The organism is Lysobacter sp. HA35 (assembly GCF_054061195.1).
Genome location: NZ_JBSSDY010000001.1, coordinates 2,515,507 through 2,538,905, shown reverse-complemented (window position 1 = coordinate 2,538,905; position 23,399 = coordinate 2,515,507). Strand labels below are relative to the sequence as shown.

Sequence of the window (23,399 nt, the reverse complement as noted above, 5' to 3'; positions counted from 1 at the left end):
CTCCGAAGGGGAGCGGGCATGATCGAAGTCGAGCGACTCACCAAGCGCTACGGTGATTTCACCGCCGTCGATACGTTGTCCTTTGCGGTGCGACCGGGCGAGGTCATGGGCCTGGTCGGGCCCAACGGCGCCGGCAAGACGACCACGCTGCGCTGCGTCGCCGGGATCATTCCCGCCACGCTCGGCAGCATCCGCCTCGGGGGCATCGATCTCGCGACCGATCCGGTCGGCGCCAAGCGCACGATGGCCTTCATTCCCGACGAGCCGCGGCTGTTCGAATACCTCACCGTCGCCCAGCACCTCGCCTTCATTGCGCGGCTCTACCGCATCGGTGACTACAAGGCGCGCGGCGACGCGCTGCTCGCCGATCTCGATATGGCCGACAAGCAGGACCTGCTGCCGGCCGAACTCTCGCGCGGCATGAAGCAGAAGCTGGCGATCGCCTGCGGCCTGCTGCACGGGCCGAAGGCGGTGATCTTCGACGAACCGCTGACCGGCCTCGACCCTCGCGGCATGCGGCGCATGAAGGACATGATGCGCACGCTCGCGGCGCAGGGCGCGTCGATCATCCTCAGCTCGCACCTGCTCGGGCTGGTCGAAGAGGTCTGCACGACGTTGCTGATCCTGAAAGACGGCCGCGCGATGGCGGTCGGCCCGGTCGCCGACATCCGCGCGAAGTACGCGGGCGATGGCGCGACGCTGGAGGACGTGTTCTTCCTCGCCACCGAGGACGCGCCGGTCGCGCCGCGCGCATGAGCGACGTCGTCCGCGCGCTGGCGTACATGCAGGGCGTGTCGCTGGCCAACCGCGTGCGCCAGCGCATCCGTCGCTTGAAGCAGCCGAAGTACCTGATCGGCGCGATCGCGGGCGTCGCGTATTTCTACGGCGTGGTGTTCCGCCATCTTGTCGGACCGACCGCCGGGCATGCGCGCTTCACGATGATGCCGGCCGGCTTCGGCGAGGTGTTCGGTGCGCTAGCGGCAGTGGGCACGCTGATCTTCATGCTGACCGCGTGGATCTTCGCCAGCGACCGCGCGGCGCTGCGCTTCAACGAGGCGGAAGCCGCGTTCCTGTTTCCGGCGCCGATCTCGCGCACCGGGCTGATCCATTTCAGCGTGATCCGCTCGCAGCTGATGTTGTTCGTGTCGGTGTTCCTGCTGTCGCTGCTGCTGCAGCGCGGTCGCGCGGTCGGCGTCAATCCATTCCAGTACGCCGCCGCGCTGTGGCTGATCGTCGCGACCACGCGCCTGCATTTCCTCGGCGCATCGTTCACCCGCGAACGCCTGCTCGACCTCGGCGTGCGGCCGATCTGGCGTCGACTGATCGCGATCGCCTTGCTGGTCGCGTTCGTCGCCATCTGTTTCAACTGGGCACGCGCGCATGCACCGCTGCCGCAGAACCTCGCCGGGCCGCGCGAGGTCACCGCGTATGTGGGTTCGGTACTCGGCAGCGGGCCCGCGTTCTGGATCCTCACGCCGTTCCGCGCGCTCACCGCGCCGATGGTGGCGACGTCGACCATGGCGTTCGTGCGTGCGCTGCCCGGCGCGCTGCTCATGCTCGCGCTGCACTACATCTGGGTCGTGCGTTCGCAGGTGTCGTTCGAGGAAGCGACGATGGTGTCGGCGCAGCGTCGCGCCGAAAAAGTGTCGGCCATGCGCGACGGCCGCTCGCGCCTGCGCGCGGCACCCACGCGTGCACGCAAGCCGCCGTTCGCGCTCGGGCCGCGCGGCTTCGCACCGATCGCATTCCTGTGGAAAGGCCTGATCGCCGCCGGCCCGTTCTGGCGCCTGCGCACGCTGGTGATCGCCGCGGTCGTCATCGTGGCCGGCACGCAGTGGTTGTCGACGCACGAAGTCGGCGTCGCCTTCCTGAAGATCGTCGGCATCGTGAGCCTCGGTGTCGCTGCGTGGAGCACCGTGGTCGGGCCGATGTTCGTGCAGGGCAGCCTGCGCGGCATGCTCGACCATCTCGACGTGCTGCGTGCCACACCACTACGCGGCTGGCAGATCGCGCTGGGCCAACTGCTCGCACCGATCGCCATGCTCGTGCCTGCGCAGTGGCTGTTGCTGCTCGCCGCAGCGCGCGCATTCCACGGCATGGAATGGCTGACGCCGGGACTGCTCGCATCGCTCACCGTTGCCGCGCTGTTGCTCGCGCCGACGCTGTGCGCGGTGATGCTGTGCCTGCCATTCGCAGGAATGCTCGTGTTTCCCGGCTGGTCGCCCGGCGGTCGCGGTGGTGGCTTCGACGTCATGGGCCAGCGCATGATCTTCGGCGGCGTGTATCTGCTGGTGCTCGTGCTGTCGCTGCTGCCCGCGGCCGCCGTCGCCGGTGCACTGATGTTCGTCGTCCATCTGCTGACGGGTTGGACGCTCGCGGTGCTGGTCGGCGCGATCGCCGCGGCTGCGGTGCTGGGTGCGGAGGCCGCCGTGCTGCTGCGCTGGCTCGGTCGCCGCATCGAACACTTCGACATGTCGACCGAACTTCGCTGACGCCGCAACGCTACAGTCCGCGCACCGCTCCCGGAGCTGCGTCATGACGATTTCCGACCACGATCCCGCCGCGCGACGCTGGTTCGGTCGCGCCTATGCCGAGCTGCACGAAGGCGAGCGGCGCGTGATCGAGCGCGCGGCCGAGCGCAAGCTGGTCAGCACCGACACCAACAACGCATTCGCCGACCGCATGACGCTGGGCGAACGCCTCGCCGATCGCGTCGCGCAGTTCGGCGGCTCGTGGACCTTCATCATCCTGTTCGCGCTGGTGCTGGTCGCGTGGGTGGCGGTCAATACCGAACTGCTGCGGCATCCGTTCGATCCCTACCCTTTCATCTTCCTCAACCTGGTGCTGTCGATGGTCGCCGCGATACAGGCACCGGTGATCATGATGAGTCAGAACCGCCAAGGCGCGAAGGATCGCCTAGACGCCGCGCACGACTACGAGGTCAACCTCAAGGCCGAGATGGAGATCATGGCGCTACACGAGAAACTCGATGCCATGCGCGATGCGCAACTCACCGCGCTGCTGCAGACACAGGACGAACAGCTGACGATGATCCGCGCGATCGTGCAGCGACTGGAAGCGCGCGACAACGCGAACGAGTGATCGGCTAGAACAGCCAGCGCACGTTCGCCTGCATCTGCAGTTCGCGCTGGCGCGGGTCGAGCCCATCGATGCGACGCTGGTTGCGCACGCTGTCGATCTGCAGCACTTCACCGGTCACGCGCCAGCGATCGTCCGGTCGCCAGTTCAACGCGAGCGTGATCGCGCGGCCGTGTTCGTCCATCGCAGCCGGCCCACCGCCGGGCGTCTGCTTCGCCTGGAACAGGTCGAGCCGCGCGGCCGGGCGCCATGTTCCGACGTCGCGCGCGGCCATCAGGTAGCCCGCTGCGAACCGCGTATCGAACTGCAGCGCCGGCACCGGCTCGATGATCGTGCTGCCGCGCATTGCCTGCGCAATGACGACGATGTCGTTCCATCGATGCTGCGCGCCGAAACTCCAGAAGCGTGTGCGCCAGCCGTAGAGTTCGCGGCCGGCGTAATCGACTTCGCGCGACGGGTCGGTGCGGTTGTCGTAGACCAGCGCGCTGACGCGGTCCTGTGCCGGCGTCTGCCAGTCAATCGATGCGTACGCGCCGATGCGATGGTCGATCTCGAGATACGGGCGGAAACGCACCGGAATGTCGGACGCATTCGCCGCGATGGAATCCGGCTCCCGCAGGCTGCCGTCGAGGCCGGAAAAGACGTCGTGCATCGCCCAGCCGCGCGTCGCGAGTAGCTCACCCGCCGGATCGTTCTTCTGGAACAGCGCGACGTTCGTCGTCAGCGTTCCGCGCGCACTGCGATGTTCCATGCGTCCTTCGACGCCGAATACGCGCAGTTCCTCGCCTACCCACGTATTCATCGCCGACGGCGTCAGCGTGTACGGGCTGGTCCAACCGATCGCGTCGTTCTCCAGCGAGATCGGCGGAAAGAACATGCCGGCCTTCACCGAGCCGCGCCATGCACTGGTAGACACCGGACGCCAGCGAACCCACGCGTCGATCAGGTCGAGTGGCTTGCGCGATTCCGGCGCGTAACGTGCTTCGGCAGAGGCAAGAACGGTTGGTGCGACCTGCCATGTCGCGAGCAGCGCACCGCGCAGGTCGAACGCGTCGTCGTGCGCGCCGAGCCGTGCCTTCCCGAGGCCGCCGTCGAACGTGCTCGCGCTGTTCGTGTTCGTCGTACCGACGCGTGCATCGATGACGCCGTGCACCTGCAGCGACTGCGCGTTCGCGCCGACGCTCAGCGTGCTCGCCAGCAGCACCGCGACGGCGCGCTTCAAGCGGTCGCTCCACTCGCACGCGTCGCGACGAACGCATCGAACGCTGACGCCTCCATCGGTCGCGCGATCAGAAAGCCCTGCGCGTGATCGCAGCCGATGCCGGTGAGGTAGTCGAGCGCGGCCGGGTCTTCGACGCCTTCCGCGGTGACGTGATAACCGAGCGCATGCGCGAGTTCGACGATGGAACGCACGATCATCCGGTCCTCGCGCGAGTTCGCCAGCGGCGCGACGAACGCGCGATCGATCTTGAGTTCGCGCACCGGAAGCCGCCGCAGATAGGCGAACGACGACTGCCCCACGCCGAAATCGTCGATCGACAGCGCGATGCCCTGGTCGGCGAGGCGATGCAGCACCGGCAACGCGGCGTCCGGGTCGCGCATCAGCGCGCTCTCGGTGATCTCCAGCACGACACGTTCGGGCGAGACATCGTGCGTCGATAGCAACGTCGCGACCCGACGCGGCAGTTCCGCATCCTCGAGATCGCGCGCCGACACGTTCAGCGCGACACGCACCGGATGCCCGGCAACTTGCCAGCGGCTCGCTTGCGCGATGCCGGCATCGAGCACCCAGCGCGTGAGGCGACGGATGTTGCCGGTTTCTTCCGCGAGCCCAACGAACGTGTCCGGCGCGAGCGGGCCGCGTTCGGGATGTGACCAGCGCACCAGGCCTTCGGCACCGTCGATGCGGCCGCTCGCGAGATGCAGTTTCGGCTGATAGTGCAACGCGAGCGCATCGCCGCCGAGCGCGCGTTGCAGATCGCCCATCAGCGACAGACGTTCCGGACGATGCGGATCGGTGGCGGCGTCGTATACCGCCACCGGTTCGTCCGCACCGAGCGCGGCGATCAGCGCGACATCAGCGCGACGCAGCAACGTCGCGGCATCGCGCCCGTGCACTGGCGACAACGCAAGACCGACGGCGGGTGCGAGGTCGAGCCGCAGTTCCGCTTCGCGATACGGATCGGACAGCACGTCGATCAGGCGCAGGGCGAGCGAATGCGCGTCCTGTCGTGTCGCGCCCGGCACGAACACCGCGAACTGGCTGTCGGTGACGCGTGCAACGAGGCCATCACCAACTGGCCCGCGCAGACGCTGCGCAACCTCGTGCATCAGTCGGTCGCCGACGCCATGGCCGAGTGTCTTGACGATCGCGGGGGCGCGCTCCAGTCCCACCATCAGCAATGCCGCATCGCCGCTCGCATCATCGAGCGCACGCTGGATCGCGGTTTCCGCCGCACTCCGATTCGCGAGCCCAGTCACCGGATCGTGCGTGGCCTGATGAACGATGTGCGCCTCGCGTTCGCGGATCGCCTGCGTCATCGAATCGAATGCGGCGGCGAGCGCGCCGATCTCGTCGTCGCGCGCAGGTGCGTCGACCGGCGCGTAATCACCCGCTTCAATGCGGCGCGCGGATGCGGCGAGGCGTTCGACCGGCCGCGACACGCCGCGTGCGATCAGCCATGCGCCGGCCAGGCCGATCGCAAGCCCGAATCCCAGCAGTCCGGCCCATGCGATCGCGACGGCGCGATACGGCTGCAACGCGGCGTCGACCGAATAGCCGAGCACCGCGGCGACCGGCGCGCTGTTGCGCGAATGATCGAGTGCCACTGCCTGCACGACATATTCGCGGCCCTCGAGCGTCGCGAGTTCCGGCGTGGTCGGCAGTGCCGCGCCATAGGCGTCGAGCGCCGGCGTCAGCGCACCCTTGCCGGTGCCGCGCGCGATCGAATGCCAACCGGATGCATCGCGCGTCGCGAGTTCCACTTCCTTCGGCAACGCGGACTGCGCCTGCAGGCGCGCGAGCAGTGCGTCGTCGACCGGGATCGCCGCGGCGATGAAACCCACGAGATCCGGTGCGAACACCGGCACCACCACCATCCAGCTCGCGCGACCATTCGACGCGACGACTGCCGATGCGGGCTGCTGCGGCGCGCGTTCGACGAGATCCGCATACGGGAACGGGGTGCCTTCCGCGAAGCGCCCGGCGGTATCGGCTTCGACGCGGCCGTCGAGCCCGACCAGCAGCATCTGCGTCGCGCCGACGCGGCGGCCGTGATTGCGCAATGCGGACAGCACAGTGTCCCGATCGCGCTGTGCGATGGCCGAACGCAGGGCGAAGTCCAGCGACAACACCTGCACGCTCGACGCGACGCGCGCCGACAGATCATCGAGCTGGCGCGCGAACGCACCGGCGGCGACGTCGAGTTGCCGGCGGCCTTCGTCGATCAACGCGTGTCGCGTCACGCCGTAGACGAGGCCGGCCGTGAGCGCCTGCACCACGATCAGGATCGCGACGAGGAACAGCGCCAGGCGCGTGCGGAAGGTCATCGCTCAGTACCGCGTGCGCTCGCGGTCGAACTGGTAGCGCAGGTCGGGCAGCAGCGTCAGCGCGAACGGCACGCGGCGGCTGTCGGTCGCGCCGAGCACCACGCCGTCCTGCACGAGGTCGGGTTTCGCGGGCGGCAGGCGGGGATGCCAGACGCGCACGTCGTACGCGCCGGCGGGCAGGTCATCGAACGCGACGTGGCCGCGTGCATCGGTGCGCGCAGTCCACGGCGCATCGGTGACGTAGAGATAGGCGATCATGCCGTCGTGGATGTTGCAGCCCACCGCCACCACGCCGGCGCGCGGCAGCTTCACTGCCGGCGCGGCGTCGTGCGGCGCGATCACGTACTCGAACTGCTTCACCGGCGAGAACGAATAGACGTGGTGGCGCGTGGTGTCGCTGTTGCGGAACACCACCGAATCGCCGGGCCGCGCGACCTCGACGTAAGGCCGGAACATCAGGTCCTTCTGGTCGATCGCATGCATCGTCGCAGTGCCGGGCTTCGGTCCGCTGCCATCGCGACGCAGCAGCGTGACCACCGCATCGCCTATGGGCTTGCCCTGGTGATCGGTGATGTCGACCGTTAGTTGCGCGGCCATCGCCTGCCCGCAAGCGAGCAGCGCGATGAGCGCCCCGAATCCTGTGCGTATCCGCATGCCGTCCCCTTCGGCGTCACGTCGGGCCGTGGCCCGCATCCAGCCTACACCCGCGGCACTGGCGCCGAAGGTGCTCCATCGTTCGGTATCGACCGCGGCGCCGAAAGCTTGACCGCCGTCAGCCCAGCAGCGGCAACCCCAGCGGACGCCGGTCCGCATCCAGCCCCAGCCCGTACATCAACGACCGCGCGATGCGCTGCGCGTGCTCGATGAACCGTTCGGCTTGGGCCGGCGTGAGCTCCTCGCGCGCAGTGGTTTCCCACAACGCCAGCCAGTCGGCGAAGTGCGCGGCCTGGATCGGATGCGGACGATGCACCGCCATCGGCCGTCCGCGATAACGCCCGGTCTTGAGTTCGATCGACGACCAGAAGTCCACCAGCGTCGCCTTGTGCGCCACCCAGTCGCCGACCGCCGGCGCGAACACCGGCCCCAGCGTCGGATGTGCCTGCACGCGTTCGTAGAAACGATCGACCAGACGCGCGATGTCGGCTTCGGTAAGCGGGGTGTCGGTCATGGCGGTGCGATTGCGGAATGCGAGCAGTGTCGCGCGTAACGGCTGCATCGCGCCTTGCTGCGCGTCAAAGCGGCAGTCGCAGCGATCGCTTACGACACCGAAAACGCCGACTCCCGCGTCGGCGCCGACACGCAACCCAGCGGAAACCGCATGACGACATCGGTGCCGTGGCCGACGCCCCGGCTGTCGACGCGCACGTCGCCGCCGTGCAGCTGCAGGATGCTGGCGACCATGCTCAGGCCGAGGCCCAGGCCGGCGACGCTGCGCGCGGGTTCGTGCACGGGTTTGTAGAAGGGTTCGAACAGGTGCGGCAGGGTGTCGGCGGCGATGCCGATACCAGTGTCGCGCACCGTCAGCCATGCGCAGTCGTCGCGCATTTCCAGCATCACGTCGACGCGGCCTTCCGGCGGCGTGCAGCGAATGCTGTTGTCGAGCACGTGGCCGAGCGCCTGTTGGATGCGGCGTTCCTCGCCCCAGACGTCCACCGCCGCGCCGGGCATCTGCACGTGCACGTCGAGCTCGGCATGCGATGCGCGCGGCGTGCGGTTATGCACGACGTGGCTGACGATCTCGCGCAGGTCGAGCAAACGCGGATGCAGGCGCGCCTGGCCGGTAAGCAGCTGGCTGCCGTCGACCAGGTTCTCGATCAGCCGCGCCTGGCGCGCGAGTTGTTCGACGAAGACTTCGTTGAGCCGCGCCTGCACCGCCATGTCGCGTGCATCCTTGCGCAGGTGCAGCGAGGTGCGCATCGGTCCCAGCGTTTCGCCGAGTTCATGTGCGAGGCTCGACAGAAACGCGTCCTTGCGCTCGTTGTCGCGGCGCAGTTGCTCCAGCAGGCGTACGTTCGAAAGCGCGAGCGCGGCGGAATCGGCGAGTGCGCGCAGCGCGGCCATTTCGAGTTCGGTCGCCTCGTGCTGCGTCGACCAGTACACGCCGAGCGCGCCCAGCGGCTTGTCGCGCGAGATCGGCGCCATCGCCATGGCCTGCACGAACGTGGCTTCGTACAACGCGAGTGGGATGCGTGAATCCTGCCGAATATCGGGAATGACCACCGATTCGCCGGCGGTGATGCACCAGCCGGAAATGCAGGAATCCAGTGCGAAATCCTGACCCTTCCACAGCGCGCCGATCGCGTCTTCCTCGAGGTAGCGGCAGCGGCTGCCGTCGCGCATGACCACGGTGACGCCATCCGAGCCGATCAGGTCGCGCGTGGAGCGCGCGAGGATCGACACGATGCTTTGGGCGTCGATGCAGCCCGCGAGTCGCTGGACGATCCCCACCAGCGGAAAATCGTAATTCATGCCGCCCTGCTCGTTTCCGCCGTTCTCATCGAACGGACGCTTCGATATACGAAGCGACGCGTCGCGCATCCGTGAGGGCGATGCCATGCATTCAGTGCCGTCATTGCCAGGCGAAGCCGACGTCGGCCGCGGTCGACATCAATTGCAGGATGCGCTGCAGCTCGGCGAAATCCGCCGGCTTGGTCATGTGGAAATCGAAGCCGGCCTCGCGCGTGCGCGCCTTGTCCTGCTCCTGGCTCCAGCCGGTGAGCGCGACCAGCCCGACCTGCTCGCCGGCCGGATGTTCGCGGATGCGGCGGGCGACTTCGTAGCCGTCCATGCCGGGCATGCCGATGTCGAGGAACACCGCCGTCGGCCGGTAGATATCGAAGGCTTCCAGCGCTTCGGGGCCGCTGAACACGACGCGGTTCTGGATATCCAGTGTCTGCAGCAGCATGCCGAGCGTGTCGGCCGAATCGCGGTTGTCGTCGACGACGAGCACGCGCAGGCCGCGCGAAAACGGTTCGTGTTGGGGCAGGGACATGGGCGTGGCCTCGGGTGTGGCGTCGTCGGCCGCCGCGGGGGCGAGCGGCAGGCGGATTTCGAAGGTGGAGCCGTGACCCGCGCCGTCGCTGCTCGCGGTCACGCGGCCGCCGTGCAGCTCGACCAGGCGCTTGACCAGCGCCAGGCCGATGCCGAGGCCGTCGTTGGATTCGCTGGGATTGCGCTTGCCCTGCACGAAGGGATCGAACACGTAGGGCAGCACGTCGGGTTCGATGCCGATGCCGTGATCGCCGATCGCGATCAGCGCTTCGTCGTCGTCGCGTGCGATGCGGATGTCGATGTGGCCGCGCGGGCCGGAATACTTCGCGGCGTTGTTGAGCAGGTTGCTGAACACCTGCGCCATGCGCACGGGGTCGGCGTCGACGATCAGATCATTCGCTTCGGTGTTGACGCGCACATCGTGGCCGGCGCGCTCGAACAGCGGGCGGCTCAGTGCCATCGCGGCGTCGATGAGTTCCTGCACCCGGACGCGCTCGCGGCGCAGCTCCATGGTGCCGCGCGTGAGGCGCGCGACGTCGATGAGGTCTTCGACCAGGCGGACCATGTGGTCGGTCTGGCGTTGCATGGTGTCGAGCAACTGGCGTTCGGTGGGGCCGCCGAGGCCGAGCTGGCGCAGCATGTGCACCGCGTTGCGGATCGGCGCGAGCGGGTTGCGCAGTTCGTGGCCGAGCATCGCGAGGAACTCGTCCTTGCGTTCGGCGGCGACGGCGAGCTCGGTGCTCGCGCGTTCGAGCGCATCGAGCTGCGAGCGGATCTGGTACTGGCGTTCGCGTGCACGCAATGCGGCGCGCGCGGCGCTGGTGAGCGCGGCGATGCGCAACGGGCGATCGAGCAGCGTCGCGTTGCCGAGCTGTTCGAGCAACATGCCGATCTGGTCCGAATCGATGCTGGCGCGCGCAACGACGAGCACCGGCAGGTCCGACCACGACGGCTGCGTCTCGATCGCATGGCGCAGCGCGTGCATCGCGCCCATCGCCAGCCATTCCTCGCCGATCATGATCGCGCCGGAACGCAGCAGCGACGGCGGATCGAGATCCTCGATGCCGCTGCAACGCCGCGTCGCGATGCCGGCGCTGTTGAGGATGCGCGCCGTCAGCGCGGTGTCGCGCGGGGTCGGCAACAACAGGCTGATGTGCAGCCCGGGGATGGGTCCGCGCTCCATGCTCAGCTGGCCGTCCCGTCCCCGGCCGGCGGCTTACGCTCCTGCGGCACGCCGGTGAGCACGCCACGGAAATCGCGCAGCGGCTCGCCGATGACGAAGCCGTTGGAAGTGAGTTCCATCGGGCGGATCGTGCGTTCGTGGCTGCCGGTGCGCTTCTTGAGCACCGAGATCGCCTGGTTCACTTCACCGGCGTTCTCGAAATAGCGCAGCAGCACCACGGAGTCGGCGAGATAGCTCACGTCGACGCTGCTGGTCATCGTGCCGATCAGGCCGAGCTGCGCGCTCACCAGCACGGTCAGCACGTCCATCGACGCGAGGTAGGCCAGCAGCTCGTGCAGCTGCAGCATCATGTGCTCTTCTTCCGGCATCGCATTGAGATAGCCGTTGAGGCTGTCGATGACGATGACGCGCGAACCGCGCACTTCGACCGCTTCGCGAACGAGTTGGGCGAATTCGCCGGGCGAAAATTCGGCAGGGTCGACCGCCTGCACGTGCACCGTCCCGTCAGCGACGTAGGGCTCCAGCGCCATGCCGAGCCCGTCCGCTCGCGTGAGCAGCGATGCGAGGCTCTCCTCGAATGCGAACACCGCCGAGCGCTCGCCGCGATCCGCAGCGGTTTCCGCGATGAGGATCGACAGCGACGATTTGCCGGTGCCCGATGCGCCGACCAGCAGCGTGCTGGTGCCGCGATCGATGCCGCCGCCGAGCAGTGCGTCCAGCGGCGCCGAACCCGTCGATACGGTTTCCTTGACGCGGTCGCGGCGGAACTGCGAGGCGATCAGGCGCGGGAACACGCGCAGGCCGCCGGTGGTGATGCGGTAGTCGTGATAGCCGCCGACGATGCGTCGCCCGCGGTACTTGCTCACGCGCAGACGATGCCGGTCGCCACCGAACTGCGATGCAGCCGACGCCAGGTGGATGACGCCGTGCACGATCGTGTGCACCTCAAGGCCCTGCTGGTCGGTGCCGGCGTGGTCGAGCAGCAGCGTCGTGCACTGTTGTCCCGCCAACGCCTGCTTCAGCGACAGCACGTGGCGGCGGTAGCGCAGTGCGGAACCCGACAGCAGCCGCAGCTCGGCCAGCGAGTCGAACACCAGCCGTTGCGGCTGCGTCGCGCGCACTTTGTCGAGCACGCGCTGCGTGGTCTCGGCGAGTTCGATTTCCGACGGGTGGAACATCGTGTACGGCGCGTCGCCATCAAGATGTTCGTTGTTCTCGAGAAGCTCGAAGATCTCGATGCCGTCGAGTGACCACCCGTGCGAATCGGCCATCTCCCGCAGTTCGTCGAGCGTTTCCGACAAGGTGACGTAAAGCACCTTCTCGCCGCGCGCCACGCCTTCGCGCAGGAACTGCATCGCGAGCGTGGTCTTGCCGGCGCCGGGCACGCCCTCGACCAGATACAGGCGATTGCAGGTGAAACCGCCGGCCAGGATGGGATCCAGGCCCGGCACGCCGGAGCTGATGGTGGGTTGCAGCGGGGACGTCTTCATCATTCGGTTAGGCCTTTGGTCATGGAGGACCAAGCAGCCGTGACCCCGTCTGCACAGTCGCTTGGGAAGATTCGGATCCATCGGCGGCGATCGGCGTTGCCGTGCACGCGGACTGGAGAGACGGGGCGGCCCAGTATGCGGAGCGCTTCCGTAACGGCTAAAGCCTGAAACCCGTGTTTTCCGTAAATTCGCCGTAACATTTTCTTCACGTATTGCGAGGATGCGAGGTGCCATGAAAAATCTCGCTTTCCTTCGTTTCCCCGGCGCCGTGCACATGCGCATGTCGAATGCGAGCGACGCCGCCGGTGGCCTGGCGCGTGCTCCGTTGCCCCTTCTCTGGCTCGCGACCATCGCCGCGCCGCTCACCGCGTATGCGCTGGCGTCGATGGCGTCGGCGGATGGTTTGCTGCGCGATGCGGTGACCGCGTTGTTCCTCGTCGGCATCGCGTTGATCGGCACGTCGGGCTCCGCGGTGCACGCGCTCGTCGCCGCGCTGCTGAGCTTCGTGATGTATCGCGTGAAGATGTCGCACGACCCGCTCGCGATGCCGCTGTTTTCGAGCAACGACGTCGTGGTGCTCGCGGCATTCGTCGGTTCGGCCGGCCTGGTCGCATGGATCGCCGCCGGCCAGCGACGCCTGGTGAAATCGCTCACGGTGCGCCAGGCGCATGGCTCGATCCGGCGTGAGCTGGCCGAGCGCCTGGCCGAGGCGCCGGACGAAAGCGGCGTGGTGCGTGCCGCGTTGGCCTTCGTCGAAACATCGCTGCGCCGTCGCGCGGTGCTGTGGCTCGGTGAGCGCGCCTTCTATTCCGGCGACGCCACCGACGTGCCGCGCCCGCCCGCTCTCGCCGATGGCCACGTGCAGCAGGGCGACTGGTTGTGGATTCCGCTCAACGGCGTGGATTCGCGCTTGGGCGCCGTCGGGGTACAGCGCGGCCCGCACCACACCGCGGCCGAAGAAGAACTCGCGCTGTCGCTGAGCTCCGACATCGCGCATTCGGTGGTGCGCGCGCGCCTGACCGGCGAGTTGCAGCAGGAACGCGTCGCCAACGAATCCGAGCGCCTGTGCACCGCGCTGCTTGCATCGGTATCGCACGACCTGCGCACGCCGCTGACCACGATCATGGGCGCGGCGGAAAGCCTGCGTTCGTTCGGCGCATCGCTGGATTCGGACGACCGCAGCGAACTGCTGTCGACCATCGAAGTGGAAGGTCGCCGCCTCGATCGCTACATCCAGAACTTGGTCGACGTCACCCGCATCGGCGACGGACAGCTGTCGATGGACGTGGAAGCCACGACCATGGACGAGCTGATCGCATCCGCCGCCGCGCGCCTGCGTCGCTACGACCCGGACGTGAAGCTGGACGTGCGCATCGACGCGAACGTGCCGCCGATCCGCGTGCATGCCGCGCTGATCGAGCAGGCCATCTTCAACGTGCTGCACAACGCGTCGAAGTTCTCGCCGGATGGCGATGCGGTCGCGGTGCGTGCGTCGGTCGATGAATCCGAATCGGTGGTGATCGACGTGCTCGACGTCGGCCCCGGCATTCCGCATGCCGAGCGCGAACGCGTGTTCGACATGTTCTATTCCGCCGACCGTGGCGACCCCGCGCGCGCCGGCACCGGCCTCGGTCTTGCGATCAGCCAGAGCATCGTGCGCGCGCACGGTGGCGAAGTCAGCGCGCATGCGGGCCGCGATGGCGCCGGCACGCGCATGCGCCTCGTGCTTCCGGTCGCGCCGGTCGGATGCGAGCCCTGCACGTGAGTGCGTCGGCCGTCGCCGTCAGTGCGCCTGCGCGGATCCTCGTGGTCGAGGACGAGCCGCAGATGCGCAAGTTCCTCGACATCAGCCTGCGTGCCCACGGCTACAACGTCGCGCTGGCCGATCGCGGGCGGCAGGGCCTGGAAAGCCTCGCGCTGGAAGGCGCGGACCTGGTGATGATCGACCTGCACCTGCCCGATTCGAACGGTCGCGACCTGATCGAGGAGTTGCGGCAGTGGTCCGACGTGCCGGTGATCGTGCTCAGCGTCACCGACGATGAAGTCGCGAAGGTCGGCGCACTCGATGCCGGCGCAAACGACTACGTCACCAAACCGTTCGGCGTGCAGGAACTGCTTGCGCGCATCCGTGCGCTGCTTCGCACGCCACGTCGCGAATCGCCGCAACCGCAGGTGTTCGACGATGGATTGCTGCGCGTCGATATCTCACGTCGACTCGTCGCCGTTGGCGGCGTGCCCGTGCAACTGACGCGCAAGGAATACGCATTGCTGGCCATGCTGATCCAGCATGCCGGACGCGTGGTCACCCAGAAACAGCTGCTGCGCGAGCTGTGGGGGCCGACCTACGAAAACGACACGCACTACCTGCGCATCCTCGCCGGCCGCCTGCGCAACAAGCTGGGCGACGACGCGATGGCGCCGCGCTGGATCGCCACCGAACCGCGCGTCGGCCTGCGTTTCATTCCGCAGTAGCGTCACCCGCCCGCGCGACCGACGGAGCGTCGTCGATCACTGCGCGGCGTAGGCTTCCATGAACACGGACGTTGTACCCGGAGGTCGCCATGAGCCAGCCGTCGGACATCATTCCGCGCACCCGCGCCGCGCGGTTGCGCCGCCATACCGTCGCATTGGTGCGCGCCGCGGCGGAAATCCTGCGGTCGGGCGACAGCACGCAATGGGCATTCGCGACGCTCGCACCCGCTGCGCTCGATGCGCTCGGCCTGTCGCGCGTGAGCCTGTGGGAACGCACCGACGGCGATCGGCTGGAGTGCAAATCGATCTGGCCGCCGGCGTCCACGCATGTCGGGCTCGGTCGCCGCGAAGCCACGCCGTCCGCCGCCGAACGCATGGCCGCGTACGAACAGTTGAGCGGCGACGTGCCTGGCTGGGCCGGCGAACTCGCACAGCTGGGCACGCTCGCTCTGCTCGATGTGCCGGTGATCGTCGGCGGCGTGTCGTGGGGCCGCATGGTGTTCGAGTCGGATACGACGCGGTCCTGGCATGCGGACGAACGCGCCACCGCGCGTCACTTCGCCGACGTGCTCGGCGTGGCCATCGAACGCGAGCGTCGACGCGAAGCGGAAGCGCGACTCGAATACCTGCAGATGTACGACGACACCAGCGGCGTCGCCAATCGCGCGCTGTTCCTCGGCATGCTGCACCAGCGCCTGCGCCGGCTGCACGAGAGCGGGGACTGCAGCGGCGCGGCCTTGCTTTTCATCGATGTCGACCGCTTCCATTCGGTCAACGAATTCTTCGGCGAGGCCGGCGGCAATCGCGCGCTCGCAACACTTGCCGCGCGGCTCAACGCGAACACGCCGGACGACGCGACCATCGGCCGTCTCGAAAGTGACGTGTTCGGCGTGCTGCTGCCGCGGCCGGGCCCCGAATGGCACGTCACCTCGCGCGCCGATGCATTGCTGCAGGCGATCGCGGAACCGATCGTGCAGGACGGCCGCAGTTGGGAAGCGAGCGCGAGCATCGGCATCGCGTTCGCACGTGCGGCGCCGTCATTCAGTGTCGAGGAATGGGTGCGCGACGCCGACATGGCGAGCAAGGCCGCCAAACAGGCCGGTCGCAATCGTGTCGAGGTGTACGACCCCGAGCAGCACCAGAGCCTGATGCAGCGCTTGGCGATCGAGCGCGGCCTGCGCGAAGCACTGCGCGAAGACCGCATCGAAGTCGCGTACCAGGCCGAGTACGACCTGGAAACGGGCGAGGTCGTCGGTGCGGAAGCGCTCGCGCGCTGGCGTCATCCCGATGGTCGATTGATCGCGGCGGGCGAGTTCATCGAGGTCGCGGAATCGACCGGGCTGATCGAACCGATTGGCCGGCATGTGTTGCAGCACGCCTGTCGCGCGGCCGCGCAATGGCCGCGTCGTCCCGATGGCTCGACGCGCACAGTGCGCGTGAACCTGTCGGCGCGGCAGTTCTCCGGCGACGACCTGAGCCGGCAAGTGTCCAGCGCGCTTGCGGACGGCGGGCTCGATCCCGGCAGCCTGTGCCTGGAAATCACCGAAACCACGGTAATGGCGAAGGCCGAGGAAGCGCTCGATCACCTGCATCAACTCAAGGCGCTCGGCGTCTGTCTTGCCATCGATGACTTCGGAACGGGTTATTCGTCGCTGTCGTATCTCAAGCGATTCCCGGTGGACGCGCTCAAGCTCGACAAGACGATGGTCGACGACGTCGAGTCGGACGAAACCGTGCGCGTGATCCTGCAGGCGATCCAGACGCTCGCATGCAGCCTCGGTTTGGATGTCGTGGTCGAAGGCGTGGAATCCGACATCCAGAAGTCGACGCTGCAGGGCATGGGCATCCGCCGTGTGCAGGGCTTCCTGCTCGCGAAGCCCGAATCCGGCGACGAATTCATGCAGCGCATCGCCGCCTAGCGATGCGCCGTGGCGGTCAGGTGACTTCGAACACGTCGAGTCGCGCGATCGCCTTTTCGGTTTCCGCCTGCGCCTTCGCCACCGCGACCGCTTCGTCCACCATGTTCGGACACGCGCGCTTGTTCGGGCACACCGCCTGCACGTAGTCGGCGTCGAAGGTCAGGCGGTCGACGAGGAAGTCGACGAACGCACGCACCTTCGGCGACTGCACGCGGCCCTTCGGGAACACCGCATTGCAGTCGTGCTCCGGGCCGGTCCAGCCAGCGAGCACGTGGCGCACCAGGCCCTGCTCGACGAAGCTCTTGATGGTGACGTCGCTCGACAGCATCAGGCCTTCGCCGCACAGCAACGCGCCGGTGAGAAAGCCCGGATCGTTCGCGACCAGCACCGGATCGACGCGGTATTCGACGCTGCGCTCCCCATCCGACAACGGCCACACGTACGTGCCATTGCGACGGAACTTGGAGAACGTCAGCGCGCGATGGTGCTGCAGGTCGTCCGGATGCAGCGGCTCACCATGGCGTTCGATGTAGCCGGGGCTCGCGTACACCTGCGAACGGAACGACGCGAGCTTGCGCGCGATCAGATTCGAATCGGGCAACGAGCCGACGCGCAGCGCGACATCGATCTCCTTGTCGATCAGGTCCAGCGACTCGTTGGTCAGGATCATCTCGACGCGCACTTCCGGATGCAGCGCATGGAACTCGCCGAGCAATGGCGCGATCCACGCGATGCCGATCGAATACGGGGCGGTGATGCGCAGCCAGCCGCGCGGGCCGCCCTGCAACTGGCTCACCGCGCTCTCGGCTTCGTCGAGCTCGCGCGAGATGCGCTGGCAATGTTCGAAGTAGACGTTGCCCGCTTCGGTCAGCCCGAGCTTGCGCGTGGTGCGATGGAGCAGCTGCGCACCTAGACGCGTCTCGAGGTCCTGCACCTTGCGGCTGACGGTGGTCTTGGGCAGGCGCAGTGCGCGCGCGGCGGAGATGAAACTGCCGTGCTCGACCACCTTCACGAAGACCAGGGTGTCGTTGAGGTCGCGGGACATGGGCCGCCTCCTTGGGATCCGGGATCGCAGGATCGCACGGGTCCACCCGGCAGACTGTCCCGATGCCGGGATAATAATTCCCCAAAGTTGTGGCTAATCAAAACGCGGGGGCAGGTCTAGCCTGCGCAGCCTCTGCTACGAGGCGCCGCCATGACCGCCACCACTCCGCTCCGAATGCTGACCACCGCGCTGCTGCTCGCAGGCGCCGTGGCGGTGCTCACGCTTGCCGCGACGCTGGCCCGGCACGTGGCCGGCGGCTCGCATGCGGGGCTGTGGCTGTTCGCCTGGTCCGCCGGGTTCGCGGTGCTCCTGCCCGTCGCGGTGACCGCGGCCGCGGTGGTCGCCCCTGTGGTGCGCCGCCATGGTCCACGGGTCGTCATCCCGAATACGGGCTGGAAAATCCCGGGAACGGGACAATGACCGCGGCCATTCTGGTGCTCGGCGCGACCGGCACGGTGGGCCGCGCGGTGGTCGCCGCGGCGGTCGAGGCCGGGCGTGCGGTCATTGCCGTCGCGCGCGGTTGCAGCGCTTTGAAGACGCTGGAAGCTGCGCATCCGAACGCCGACCTCACCCTGCTGCGCGCGACGGTGTCCGGCGATCGAGGCGCCGCCAAGCTTGTGGCGCAACTGCGCAAGCTCGGCCGCCCGGTCGATGCGGTGATCGTCGCGATCAAGGGCAGCCTCGATCGCGGCCGCGTGCTCGATGTCGGCGCCGACGCCCTGCGCCATCGGCTCGACGAAGACCTGATCCCGCAAGCCATCGCCGCGCGCCACCTGCTGCCGTGGCTGGAATCCAACGGCGAGGCGACGCGCTACGTCGTCATCGGTGGGCCGGGCAGCACGCGTCCGTGGGCCGGTTACGGACACCGCTCGGTCACCGCCGCCGCGCTGCGCATGCTGGTGCGCGTGCTGCACGACGAAGCACTGCCCGGCGGCGTGCGCGTGCAGATGCTGCACGTCGACGCGCCCGCATGCACCGACAGCAACGCCGCGCACGCGTGCCCGCAATGGCCGCGCGTGCGTGCGATCGGCGCGCAGGCCGTCGCGCTCGCGACCGCGCCGCGCGGCGTCTGCATTTCGCCGGTCGTCGAGTTCGACCACGCACCGCGTCCGCCGCCGCGACTGCCATCACCACGCGATGCGGATATCGCCGACGCGCGCGCTCTTCTTGAATCACTTGCCGTTCCCCTTCCTCCCCAGGACGCCTCTTCATGAGCCGAATGCACATCCTCAGCCGCAGCGTCGTGCTCGCCCTCGCGACTGCCGCGCTGCTCGCCGCCGCCGGCTGCAACAGCCATGCGGAAACATCGGCCGCCATGCCGCCACCGCCCGAAGTCAGCGTCGCGAAAGTGCTGACCAAGCCCGTTGGCCAGTGGGACGAATTCACCGGTCGCGTTACCGCCGTCGATACCGTCGAACTACGACCGCGCGTCAGCGGCTACGTCGACCGCGTCAGCTTCGCCGAAGGGCAGGAAGTGCGGCAGGGCGATCTGCTGTTCTCGATCGACCCGCGTCGCTACAAGGCGAACCTCGATCGCGCGCTCGCCGATCTCGACCGCGCACGCAGCGAGGCACGCCTCGCGCAGGCGCAGGACCGTCGCGCCAAGGAACTCGTCGACGCACAGGCCATCTCGCGCGAAGAGTTCGAGAGCCGCCGTGCATCCAGCGCGCAGGGCAGTGCGGCGGTGCGTGCGGCCGAAGCGGCGGTCGCCACCGCGCGACTGGAGCTGCAGTACACGCAGGTGCGCGCGCCGGTGTCGGGTCGCGTCGGTCGCGCGATGGTGACGCGCGGCAATCTCGCGCAGGCCGACAACACGCTGCTCACCACCGTCGTCTCGGTTGACCCCGTGCACATCTACTTCGACGCCGACGAGCAGGCGTTCCTGCGCTACAAGCAGCTCGAGCGCGACGGCCGCGGCGGTGCGCAGAGCACGGTGCGCGTCGGGCTTGCCGACGAGAGCGGTTATCCGCACGAAGGCCGACTCGATTTCGTCGACAACCAGGTCGATCCGCAGACCGGCACGATCCGCGCACGCGCCGTGGTCGACAACGCCGATCGCCGCTTCACGCCGGGCCTGTTCGCCCGCGTGCAGCTGCAGGGCGGCACCGCGCAGTCGGCCATGCTGGTCGACGACAAGGCCGTGCTTACCGACCAGGATCGCAAGTACGTCTACGTGCTCGGCGCGCACAACACGGCGGAGCGTCGCGATGTATCGCTGGGTCGCGTGGTCGATGGCCTGCGCGTGGTGGCGTCGGGGCTGAAACCCGATGACCGCGTGATCGTGCAGGGTGTGCAGAAGGTCTTCATGCCCGGCATGCCGGTCGCACCGAAGACCGTTGCGATGACCGCATCGCCGCCTTCGCAAACGCTCGCCGCGAAGTAACTATTTCGCACCGCAGTTGATTCCCCCGCTTCCGCCATGCGCGGAGGCGTGGGGCCGTTCGGCCCGGATATCCGCAAGGACCCCGACATGGATTTTTCCCGCTTCTTCATCGACCGCCCGATCTTCGCGGCCGTGCTGTCGATCATCATCTTCGCCGCCGGCCTCATCGCCATTCCGCTGCTGCCAATCGGCGAATACCCCGAGGTCGTGCCGCCGTCGGTGGTCGTGCGCACCGTGTATCCCGGCGCGAACCCGAAAGTCATCGCCGAAACCGTCGCCACGCCGCTCGAAGAAGCGATCAACGGCGTCGAGGACATGATGTACGTCAAGTCGGTCGCCGGTTCCGATGGCGTTCTGCAGATGACGGTGACGTTCCGTCCCGGTACGAACCCCGACGACGCGGCGGTGAAAGTGCAGAACCGCGTAAGCCAGGCGCTGGCGCGACTCCCCGAGGACGTGCGCCGGCAGGGCGTGACCACGCAGAAGCAATCGCCGACGTTCCTGATGGTGGTGCACCTCGTTTCGCCCGATGCGAAGTACGACACGTTGTACCTGCGCAACTACGCGCGACTACACGTCAAGGACGAGCTCGCGAAGATCCGCGGCGTCGGCGACGCGCAGATCTTCGGCGGCGGCGACTACGCGATGCGCGTCTGGCTCGATCCGGACAAGCTCGCCGCACGCGGATTGACCGCAGGCGACGCCGTGCGTGCGATGCGCGAGCAGAACGTGCAGGTGTCGGCCGGCCAGCTCGGCGCCGAGCCCATGCCCAACAGCGAGTTCCTGACGCTGATCAACGCGCGCGGCCGGCTGTCGAACACCGACGAGTTCCGCGACATCGTGCTCAAGAACGGCGAGGACGGCGAAGCCGTGAAGCTCGCCGACGTTGCGCGCATCGAACTCGGCGCCGGCGACTACACGCTGCGCTCGCAGCTCGACGGCAAGAACGCGGTCGCCATCGGCATCTTCCAGGCGCCCGGCGCGAATGCGCTGGACATCCGCGACCAGGTGATCGCGCGGATGGACACATTGTCCAAGACCTTCCCGGCCGGCATCGAATATCGCTCGGTCTACGACACCACGGTGTTCGTGCGCGACTCGATCAAGGCGGTGGTGTCGACGCTGCTCGAAGCCATCGCGCTGGTCGTGCTGGTGGTGATTTTGTTCCTGCAGACCTGGCGCGCATCGATCATTCCGCTGATCGCGGTGCCGGTGTCGGTGGTCGGCACGTTCGCCGCGTTGCACCTGCTCGGCTTCTCGATCAACACGCTGACACTGTTCGGACTGGTGCTCGCGATCGGCATCGTCGTCGACGACGCGATCGTGGTGGTGGAGAACGTCGAGCGGAACATCGAGGAAGGCCTGAGCCCGCTCGCTGCCGCGCATCAGGCGATGAAGGAAGTCTCCGGCCCGATCATCGCGATCGCGCTGGTGCTGTGCGCGGTGTTCGTGCCGATGGCGTTCCTGTCCGGCGTCACCGGCCAGTTCTACAAGCAGTTCGCGGTGACCATCGCGATTTCGACGGTGATCTCGGCGATCAACTCGCTGACGCTGTCGCCCGCGCTCGCCGCGCGCCTGCTCAAGCCGCATGGCGCCGCGAAGGACGCACCGACGCGCCTGATCGATCGCCTGTTCGGCTGGCTGTTCCGTCCGTTCAACCGCCTGTTCAACACGGGCTCGCACCGCTATCAGGGCGCGGTGTCGAAGGCGCTCGGTCGCCGCGGCGCGGTGTTCGTGGTCTACGCGGTGCTGCTCGTCGCGACGGGCCTGATGTTCAAGACCGTGCCGCCGGGCTTCATCCCGACGCAGGACAAGGGTTACCTGATCGCCGGCGTGAAGCTGCCGGAAGGCGCGTCCATCGCACGCACCGACGCGTTGCTGCGCAAGGTCACCGACATCGCGATGCACACCGAGGGCGTGGAGCACACGATCAGCTTCCCTGGCCTCAATGCGCTGCAGTTCACCAATACGCCGAACACCGGTGTCGCGTTCCTGTCGCTGGAACCGTTCGGCAAGCGCCATCGCAGTGCGGCCGAGATCAACGCCGAGATCAACCAGAAGATCGCCGGGCTGCAGGAAGGCTTCACGTTCTCGATGATGCCGCCGCCGATCCTCGGGCTCGGTAACGGCAACGGCTACCAGTTGTTCATCGAGGATCGCTCGGGTGCCGGCTTCGGCGCGCTGCAGAACGCCGTGCAGGCGATGCAGGGCACCGTCGCGCAGACGCCGGGAATGAGCTTCCCGATCAGCAGCTACCAGGCGAACGTGCCGCAGCTCGATGCCGACGTGGATCGCGTCAAGGCCAAGGCGCAGGGCGTGCCGCTCACCGAACTGTTCGACACGCTGCAGACGTACCTCGGCAGTGCTTACGTCAACGACTTCAACCAGTTCGGCCGCACCTGGCAGGTGATCGCACAGGCCGACGCGCCGTTCCGCGACAGCGTCGAGGACATCGCCAAGCTGCGCACGCGCAACGTTCGTGGCGAGATGGTGCCGATCGGTTCGATGGTGACCGTGCACCAGAGCTACGGCCCCGATCCGGTGCTGCGCTACAACGGTTATCCCGCGGCGGATCTCGCCGGTGAAGCCGATCCGCGCGTGATGTCGTCGGCGCAGGCGATGGACGCGATGGCCGGCATCGCGGCGAAAGTGCTGCCGCCGGGCATGGACGTCGAATGGACCGACCTGAGCTATCAGCAGGCCAGCCAGGGGCGTGCCGCGCTCGTCGTGTTCCCGCTCGCGGTGCTGCTCGCCTTCCTCGTGCTCGCTGCGTTGTACGAAAGCTGGACGTTGCCGCTCGCGGTGATCCTAATCGTGCCGATGACGCTGCTGTCCGCGTTGGTCGGCGTGTGGCTCACGCATGGCGACAACAACGTGTTCGTGCAGGTCGGCCTCGTGGTGCTGATGGGCCTGGCATGCAAGAACGCGATCCTGATCGTCGAGTTCGCCCGCGAACTGGAAATGCAGGGCCGCTCCATCGTCGACGCCGCGCTCGAAGCCTGTCGCCTGCGGTTGCGCCCCATCGTCATGACATCGATCGCCTTCATCGCCGGCACCGTGCCGCTGGTGCTCTCGCACGGCGCGGGCGCGGAAGTGCGCGGCGCCACCGGCATCACCGTCTTCGCCGGAATGCTCGGCGTCACCCTGTTCGGCCTGTTCCTCACCCCCGTGTTCTACGTCGCCCTGCGAACGCTGGTGACGCGTCGCGCCGCTCCCGCGGCCGACGTCGTCGACGGCGACACCGACTTCCTCCCCGCCTGATCAACCA

18 protein-coding genes are annotated in these 23,399 nt (G+C 67.8%); 10 read left to right on the top strand and 8 right to left on the bottom strand.

Translation table 11 applies throughout. The features are described from left to right. Positions 1 to 18 precede the first annotated feature (18 nt). Genes ACVWZN_RS12290 through ACVWZN_RS12280 form a run of 3 tightly spaced genes read left to right on the top strand, consistent with a single transcriptional unit; the run spans position 19 to position 3,102 of the window. Positions 19 to 756 (top strand): ABC transporter ATP-binding protein, encoded by a 738-nt coding sequence (locus ACVWZN_RS12290; protein WP_456954061.1) that lies wholly within the window; start codon positions 19 to 21, stop codon positions 754 to 756. Next, positions 753 to 2,492 (top strand): putative ABC exporter domain-containing protein, encoded by a 1,740-nt coding sequence (locus ACVWZN_RS12285; protein WP_456954060.1) that lies wholly within the window; start codon positions 753 to 755, stop codon positions 2,490 to 2,492. Before ACVWZN_RS12290 ends, ACVWZN_RS12285 begins: the two co-directional genes overlap by 4 nt. Before the next feature lie 43 nt (positions 2,493 to 2,535). Next, on the top strand, positions 2,536 to 3,102 hold the full coding sequence (locus tag ACVWZN_RS12280; RefSeq protein ID WP_456954059.1) for a DUF1003 domain-containing protein: 567 nt from the start codon (positions 2,536 to 2,538) through the stop codon (positions 3,100 to 3,102). 4 nt (positions 3,103 to 3,106) lie between these two features. On the opposite strand, the gene ACVWZN_RS12275 is transcribed toward ACVWZN_RS12280, so the two are convergent. The 7 genes from ACVWZN_RS12275 to ACVWZN_RS12245 all read right to left on the bottom strand — a co-directional run bounded on the left by ACVWZN_RS12275 (position 3,107) and on the right by ACVWZN_RS12245 (position 12,312). Next, complete coding sequence (locus tag ACVWZN_RS12275; protein ID WP_456954058.1) at positions 3,107 to 4,321, bottom strand: hypothetical protein; 1,215 nt, start codon at positions 4,319 to 4,321, stop codon at positions 3,107 to 3,109. Next, positions 4,318 to 6,648, bottom strand: coding sequence for a putative bifunctional diguanylate cyclase/phosphodiesterase (locus ACVWZN_RS12270; RefSeq protein WP_456954057.1), 2,331 nt, complete (start codon positions 6,646 to 6,648; stop codon positions 4,318 to 4,320). The genes ACVWZN_RS12275 and ACVWZN_RS12270 overlap by 4 nt, the downstream gene beginning before the upstream one ends. A gap of 3 nt (positions 6,649 to 6,651) precedes the next feature. After that, positions 6,652 to 7,245: a carboxypeptidase regulatory-like domain-containing protein gene (locus ACVWZN_RS12265; protein ID WP_456954056.1), complete on the bottom strand. Its 594-nt coding sequence runs from the start codon at positions 7,243 to 7,245 to the stop codon at positions 6,652 to 6,654. 175 nt (positions 7,246 to 7,420) lie between these two features. After that, a complete protein-coding gene (locus ACVWZN_RS12260) occupies positions 7,421 to 7,816 on the bottom strand; it encodes a group III truncated hemoglobin (protein ID WP_456954055.1) in 396 nt (131 codons plus the stop codon). An 89-nt stretch (positions 7,817 to 7,905) separates the two neighbouring features. Next, the gene (locus tag ACVWZN_RS12255; RefSeq protein WP_456954054.1) at positions 7,906 to 9,117 is read right to left on the bottom strand and encodes a sensor histidine kinase; all 1,212 of its coding nucleotides are present in this window, start codon (positions 9,115 to 9,117) and stop codon (positions 7,906 to 7,908) included. A 100-nt stretch (positions 9,118 to 9,217) separates the two neighbouring features. After that, complete coding sequence (locus tag ACVWZN_RS12250) at positions 9,218 to 10,822, bottom strand: hybrid sensor histidine kinase/response regulator (RefSeq protein WP_456954053.1); 1,605 nt, start codon at positions 10,820 to 10,822, stop codon at positions 9,218 to 9,220. A 2-nt stretch (positions 10,823 to 10,824) separates the two neighbouring features. After that, on the bottom strand, positions 10,825 to 12,312 hold the full coding sequence (locus ACVWZN_RS12245; RefSeq protein ID WP_456954052.1) for an ATPase domain-containing protein: 1,488 nt from the start codon (positions 12,310 to 12,312) through the stop codon (positions 10,825 to 10,827). Between the two features lie 232 nt (positions 12,313 to 12,544). Between ACVWZN_RS12245 and ACVWZN_RS12240 the strand changes: the two genes are divergently transcribed. The 3 genes from ACVWZN_RS12240 (at position 12,545) to ACVWZN_RS12230 (ending at position 16,703) form a co-directional block, all read left to right on the top strand. Continuing rightward, the gene (locus tag ACVWZN_RS12240; protein WP_456954051.1) at positions 12,545 to 14,077 is read left to right on the top strand and encodes a sensor histidine kinase; all 1,533 of its coding nucleotides are present in this window, start codon (positions 12,545 to 12,547) and stop codon (positions 14,075 to 14,077) included. Continuing rightward, on the top strand, positions 14,074 to 14,784 hold the full coding sequence (locus ACVWZN_RS12235) for a response regulator (RefSeq protein ID WP_027083726.1): 711 nt from the start codon (positions 14,074 to 14,076) through the stop codon (positions 14,782 to 14,784). Before ACVWZN_RS12240 ends, ACVWZN_RS12235 begins: the two co-directional genes overlap by 4 nt. An 89-nt stretch (positions 14,785 to 14,873) precedes the next feature. Beyond that, positions 14,874 to 16,703: a putative bifunctional diguanylate cyclase/phosphodiesterase gene (locus ACVWZN_RS12230; protein ID WP_456954050.1), complete on the top strand. Its 1,830-nt coding sequence runs from the start codon at positions 14,874 to 14,876 to the stop codon at positions 16,701 to 16,703. A 16-nt stretch (positions 16,704 to 16,719) separates the two neighbouring features. Here the strand turns inward: ACVWZN_RS12230 and ACVWZN_RS12225 are convergent, their stop codons facing one another. After that, complete coding sequence (locus ACVWZN_RS12225; RefSeq protein WP_027083727.1) at positions 16,720 to 17,748, bottom strand: LysR family transcriptional regulator; 1,029 nt, start codon at positions 17,746 to 17,748, stop codon at positions 16,720 to 16,722. A 150-nt stretch (positions 17,749 to 17,898) separates the two neighbouring features. On the opposite strand from ACVWZN_RS12225, the gene ACVWZN_RS12220 reads away from it, so the two are divergent. From ACVWZN_RS12220 to ACVWZN_RS12205, 4 genes are all read left to right on the top strand, one after another. Further along, complete coding sequence (locus ACVWZN_RS12220; RefSeq protein ID WP_456954049.1) at positions 17,899 to 18,168, top strand: hypothetical protein; 270 nt, start codon at positions 17,899 to 17,901, stop codon at positions 18,166 to 18,168. Continuing rightward, the gene (locus ACVWZN_RS12215; protein ID WP_456954048.1) at positions 18,165 to 18,962 is read left to right on the top strand and encodes an SDR family NAD(P)-dependent oxidoreductase; all 798 of its coding nucleotides are present in this window, start codon (positions 18,165 to 18,167) and stop codon (positions 18,960 to 18,962) included. Before ACVWZN_RS12220 ends, ACVWZN_RS12215 begins: the two co-directional genes overlap by 4 nt. Continuing rightward, positions 18,959 to 20,131, top strand: a complete 1,173-nt coding sequence (locus ACVWZN_RS12210; RefSeq protein ID WP_456954047.1) for an efflux RND transporter periplasmic adaptor subunit — start codon at positions 18,959 to 18,961, stop codon at positions 20,129 to 20,131. Before ACVWZN_RS12215 ends, ACVWZN_RS12210 begins: the two co-directional genes overlap by 4 nt. An 87-nt stretch (positions 20,132 to 20,218) precedes the next feature. Then, a complete protein-coding gene (locus tag ACVWZN_RS12205; RefSeq protein WP_456954046.1) occupies positions 20,219 to 23,392 on the top strand; it encodes an efflux RND transporter permease subunit in 3,174 nt (1,057 codons plus the stop codon). Positions 23,393 to 23,399: the final 7 nt, after the last annotated feature.

What these genes read in the sequence shown, in the direction of transcription:
- ACVWZN_RS12290 (WP_456954061.1), top strand. Translation starts at nt 19, where the DNA reads ATGATCGAAGTCGAGCGACTCACCAAGCGCTACGGTGATTTCACCGCC.
- ACVWZN_RS12285 (WP_456954060.1), top strand. Translation starts at nt 753, where the DNA reads ATGAGCGACGTCGTCCGCGCGCTGGCGTACATGCAGGGCGTGTCGCTG.
- ACVWZN_RS12280 (WP_456954059.1), top strand. Translation starts at nt 2,536, where the DNA reads ATGACGATTTCCGACCACGATCCCGCCGCGCGACGCTGGTTCGGTCGC.
- ACVWZN_RS12270 (WP_456954057.1), bottom strand. Translation starts at nt 6,648, where the DNA reads ATGACCTTCCGCACGCGCCTGGCGCTGTTCCTCGTCGCGATCCTGATC.
- ACVWZN_RS12265 (WP_456954056.1), bottom strand. Translation starts at nt 7,245, where the DNA reads ATGGCCGCGCAACTAACGGTCGACATCACCGATCACCAGGGCAAGCCC.
- ACVWZN_RS12260 (WP_456954055.1), bottom strand. Translation starts at nt 7,816, where the DNA reads ATGACCGACACCCCGCTTACCGAAGCCGACATCGCGCGTCTGGTCGAT.
- ACVWZN_RS12255 (WP_456954054.1), bottom strand. Translation starts at nt 9,117, where the DNA reads ATGAATTACGATTTTCCGCTGGTGGGGATCGTCCAGCGACTCGCGGGC.
- ACVWZN_RS12250 (WP_456954053.1), bottom strand. Translation starts at nt 10,822, where the DNA reads ATGGAGCGCGGACCCATCCCCGGGCTGCACATCAGCCTGTTGTTGCCG.
- ACVWZN_RS12245 (WP_456954052.1), bottom strand. Translation starts at nt 12,312, where the DNA reads ATGAAGACGTCCCCGCTGCAACCCACCATCAGCTCCGGCGTGCCGGGC.
- ACVWZN_RS12240 (WP_456954051.1), top strand. Translation starts at nt 12,545, where the DNA reads ATGAAAAATCTCGCTTTCCTTCGTTTCCCCGGCGCCGTGCACATGCGC.
- ACVWZN_RS12230 (WP_456954050.1), top strand. Translation starts at nt 14,874, where the DNA reads ATGAGCCAGCCGTCGGACATCATTCCGCGCACCCGCGCCGCGCGGTTG.
- ACVWZN_RS12225 (WP_027083727.1), bottom strand. Translation starts at nt 17,748, where the DNA reads ATGTCCCGCGACCTCAACGACACCCTGGTCTTCGTGAAGGTGGTCGAG.
- ACVWZN_RS12220 (WP_456954049.1), top strand. Translation starts at nt 17,899, where the DNA reads ATGACCGCCACCACTCCGCTCCGAATGCTGACCACCGCGCTGCTGCTC.
- ACVWZN_RS12215 (WP_456954048.1), top strand. Translation starts at nt 18,165, where the DNA reads ATGACCGCGGCCATTCTGGTGCTCGGCGCGACCGGCACGGTGGGCCGC.
- ACVWZN_RS12210 (WP_456954047.1), top strand. Translation starts at nt 18,959, where the DNA reads ATGAGCCGAATGCACATCCTCAGCCGCAGCGTCGTGCTCGCCCTCGCG.
- ACVWZN_RS12205 (WP_456954046.1), top strand. Translation starts at nt 20,219, where the DNA reads ATGGATTTTTCCCGCTTCTTCATCGACCGCCCGATCTTCGCGGCCGTG.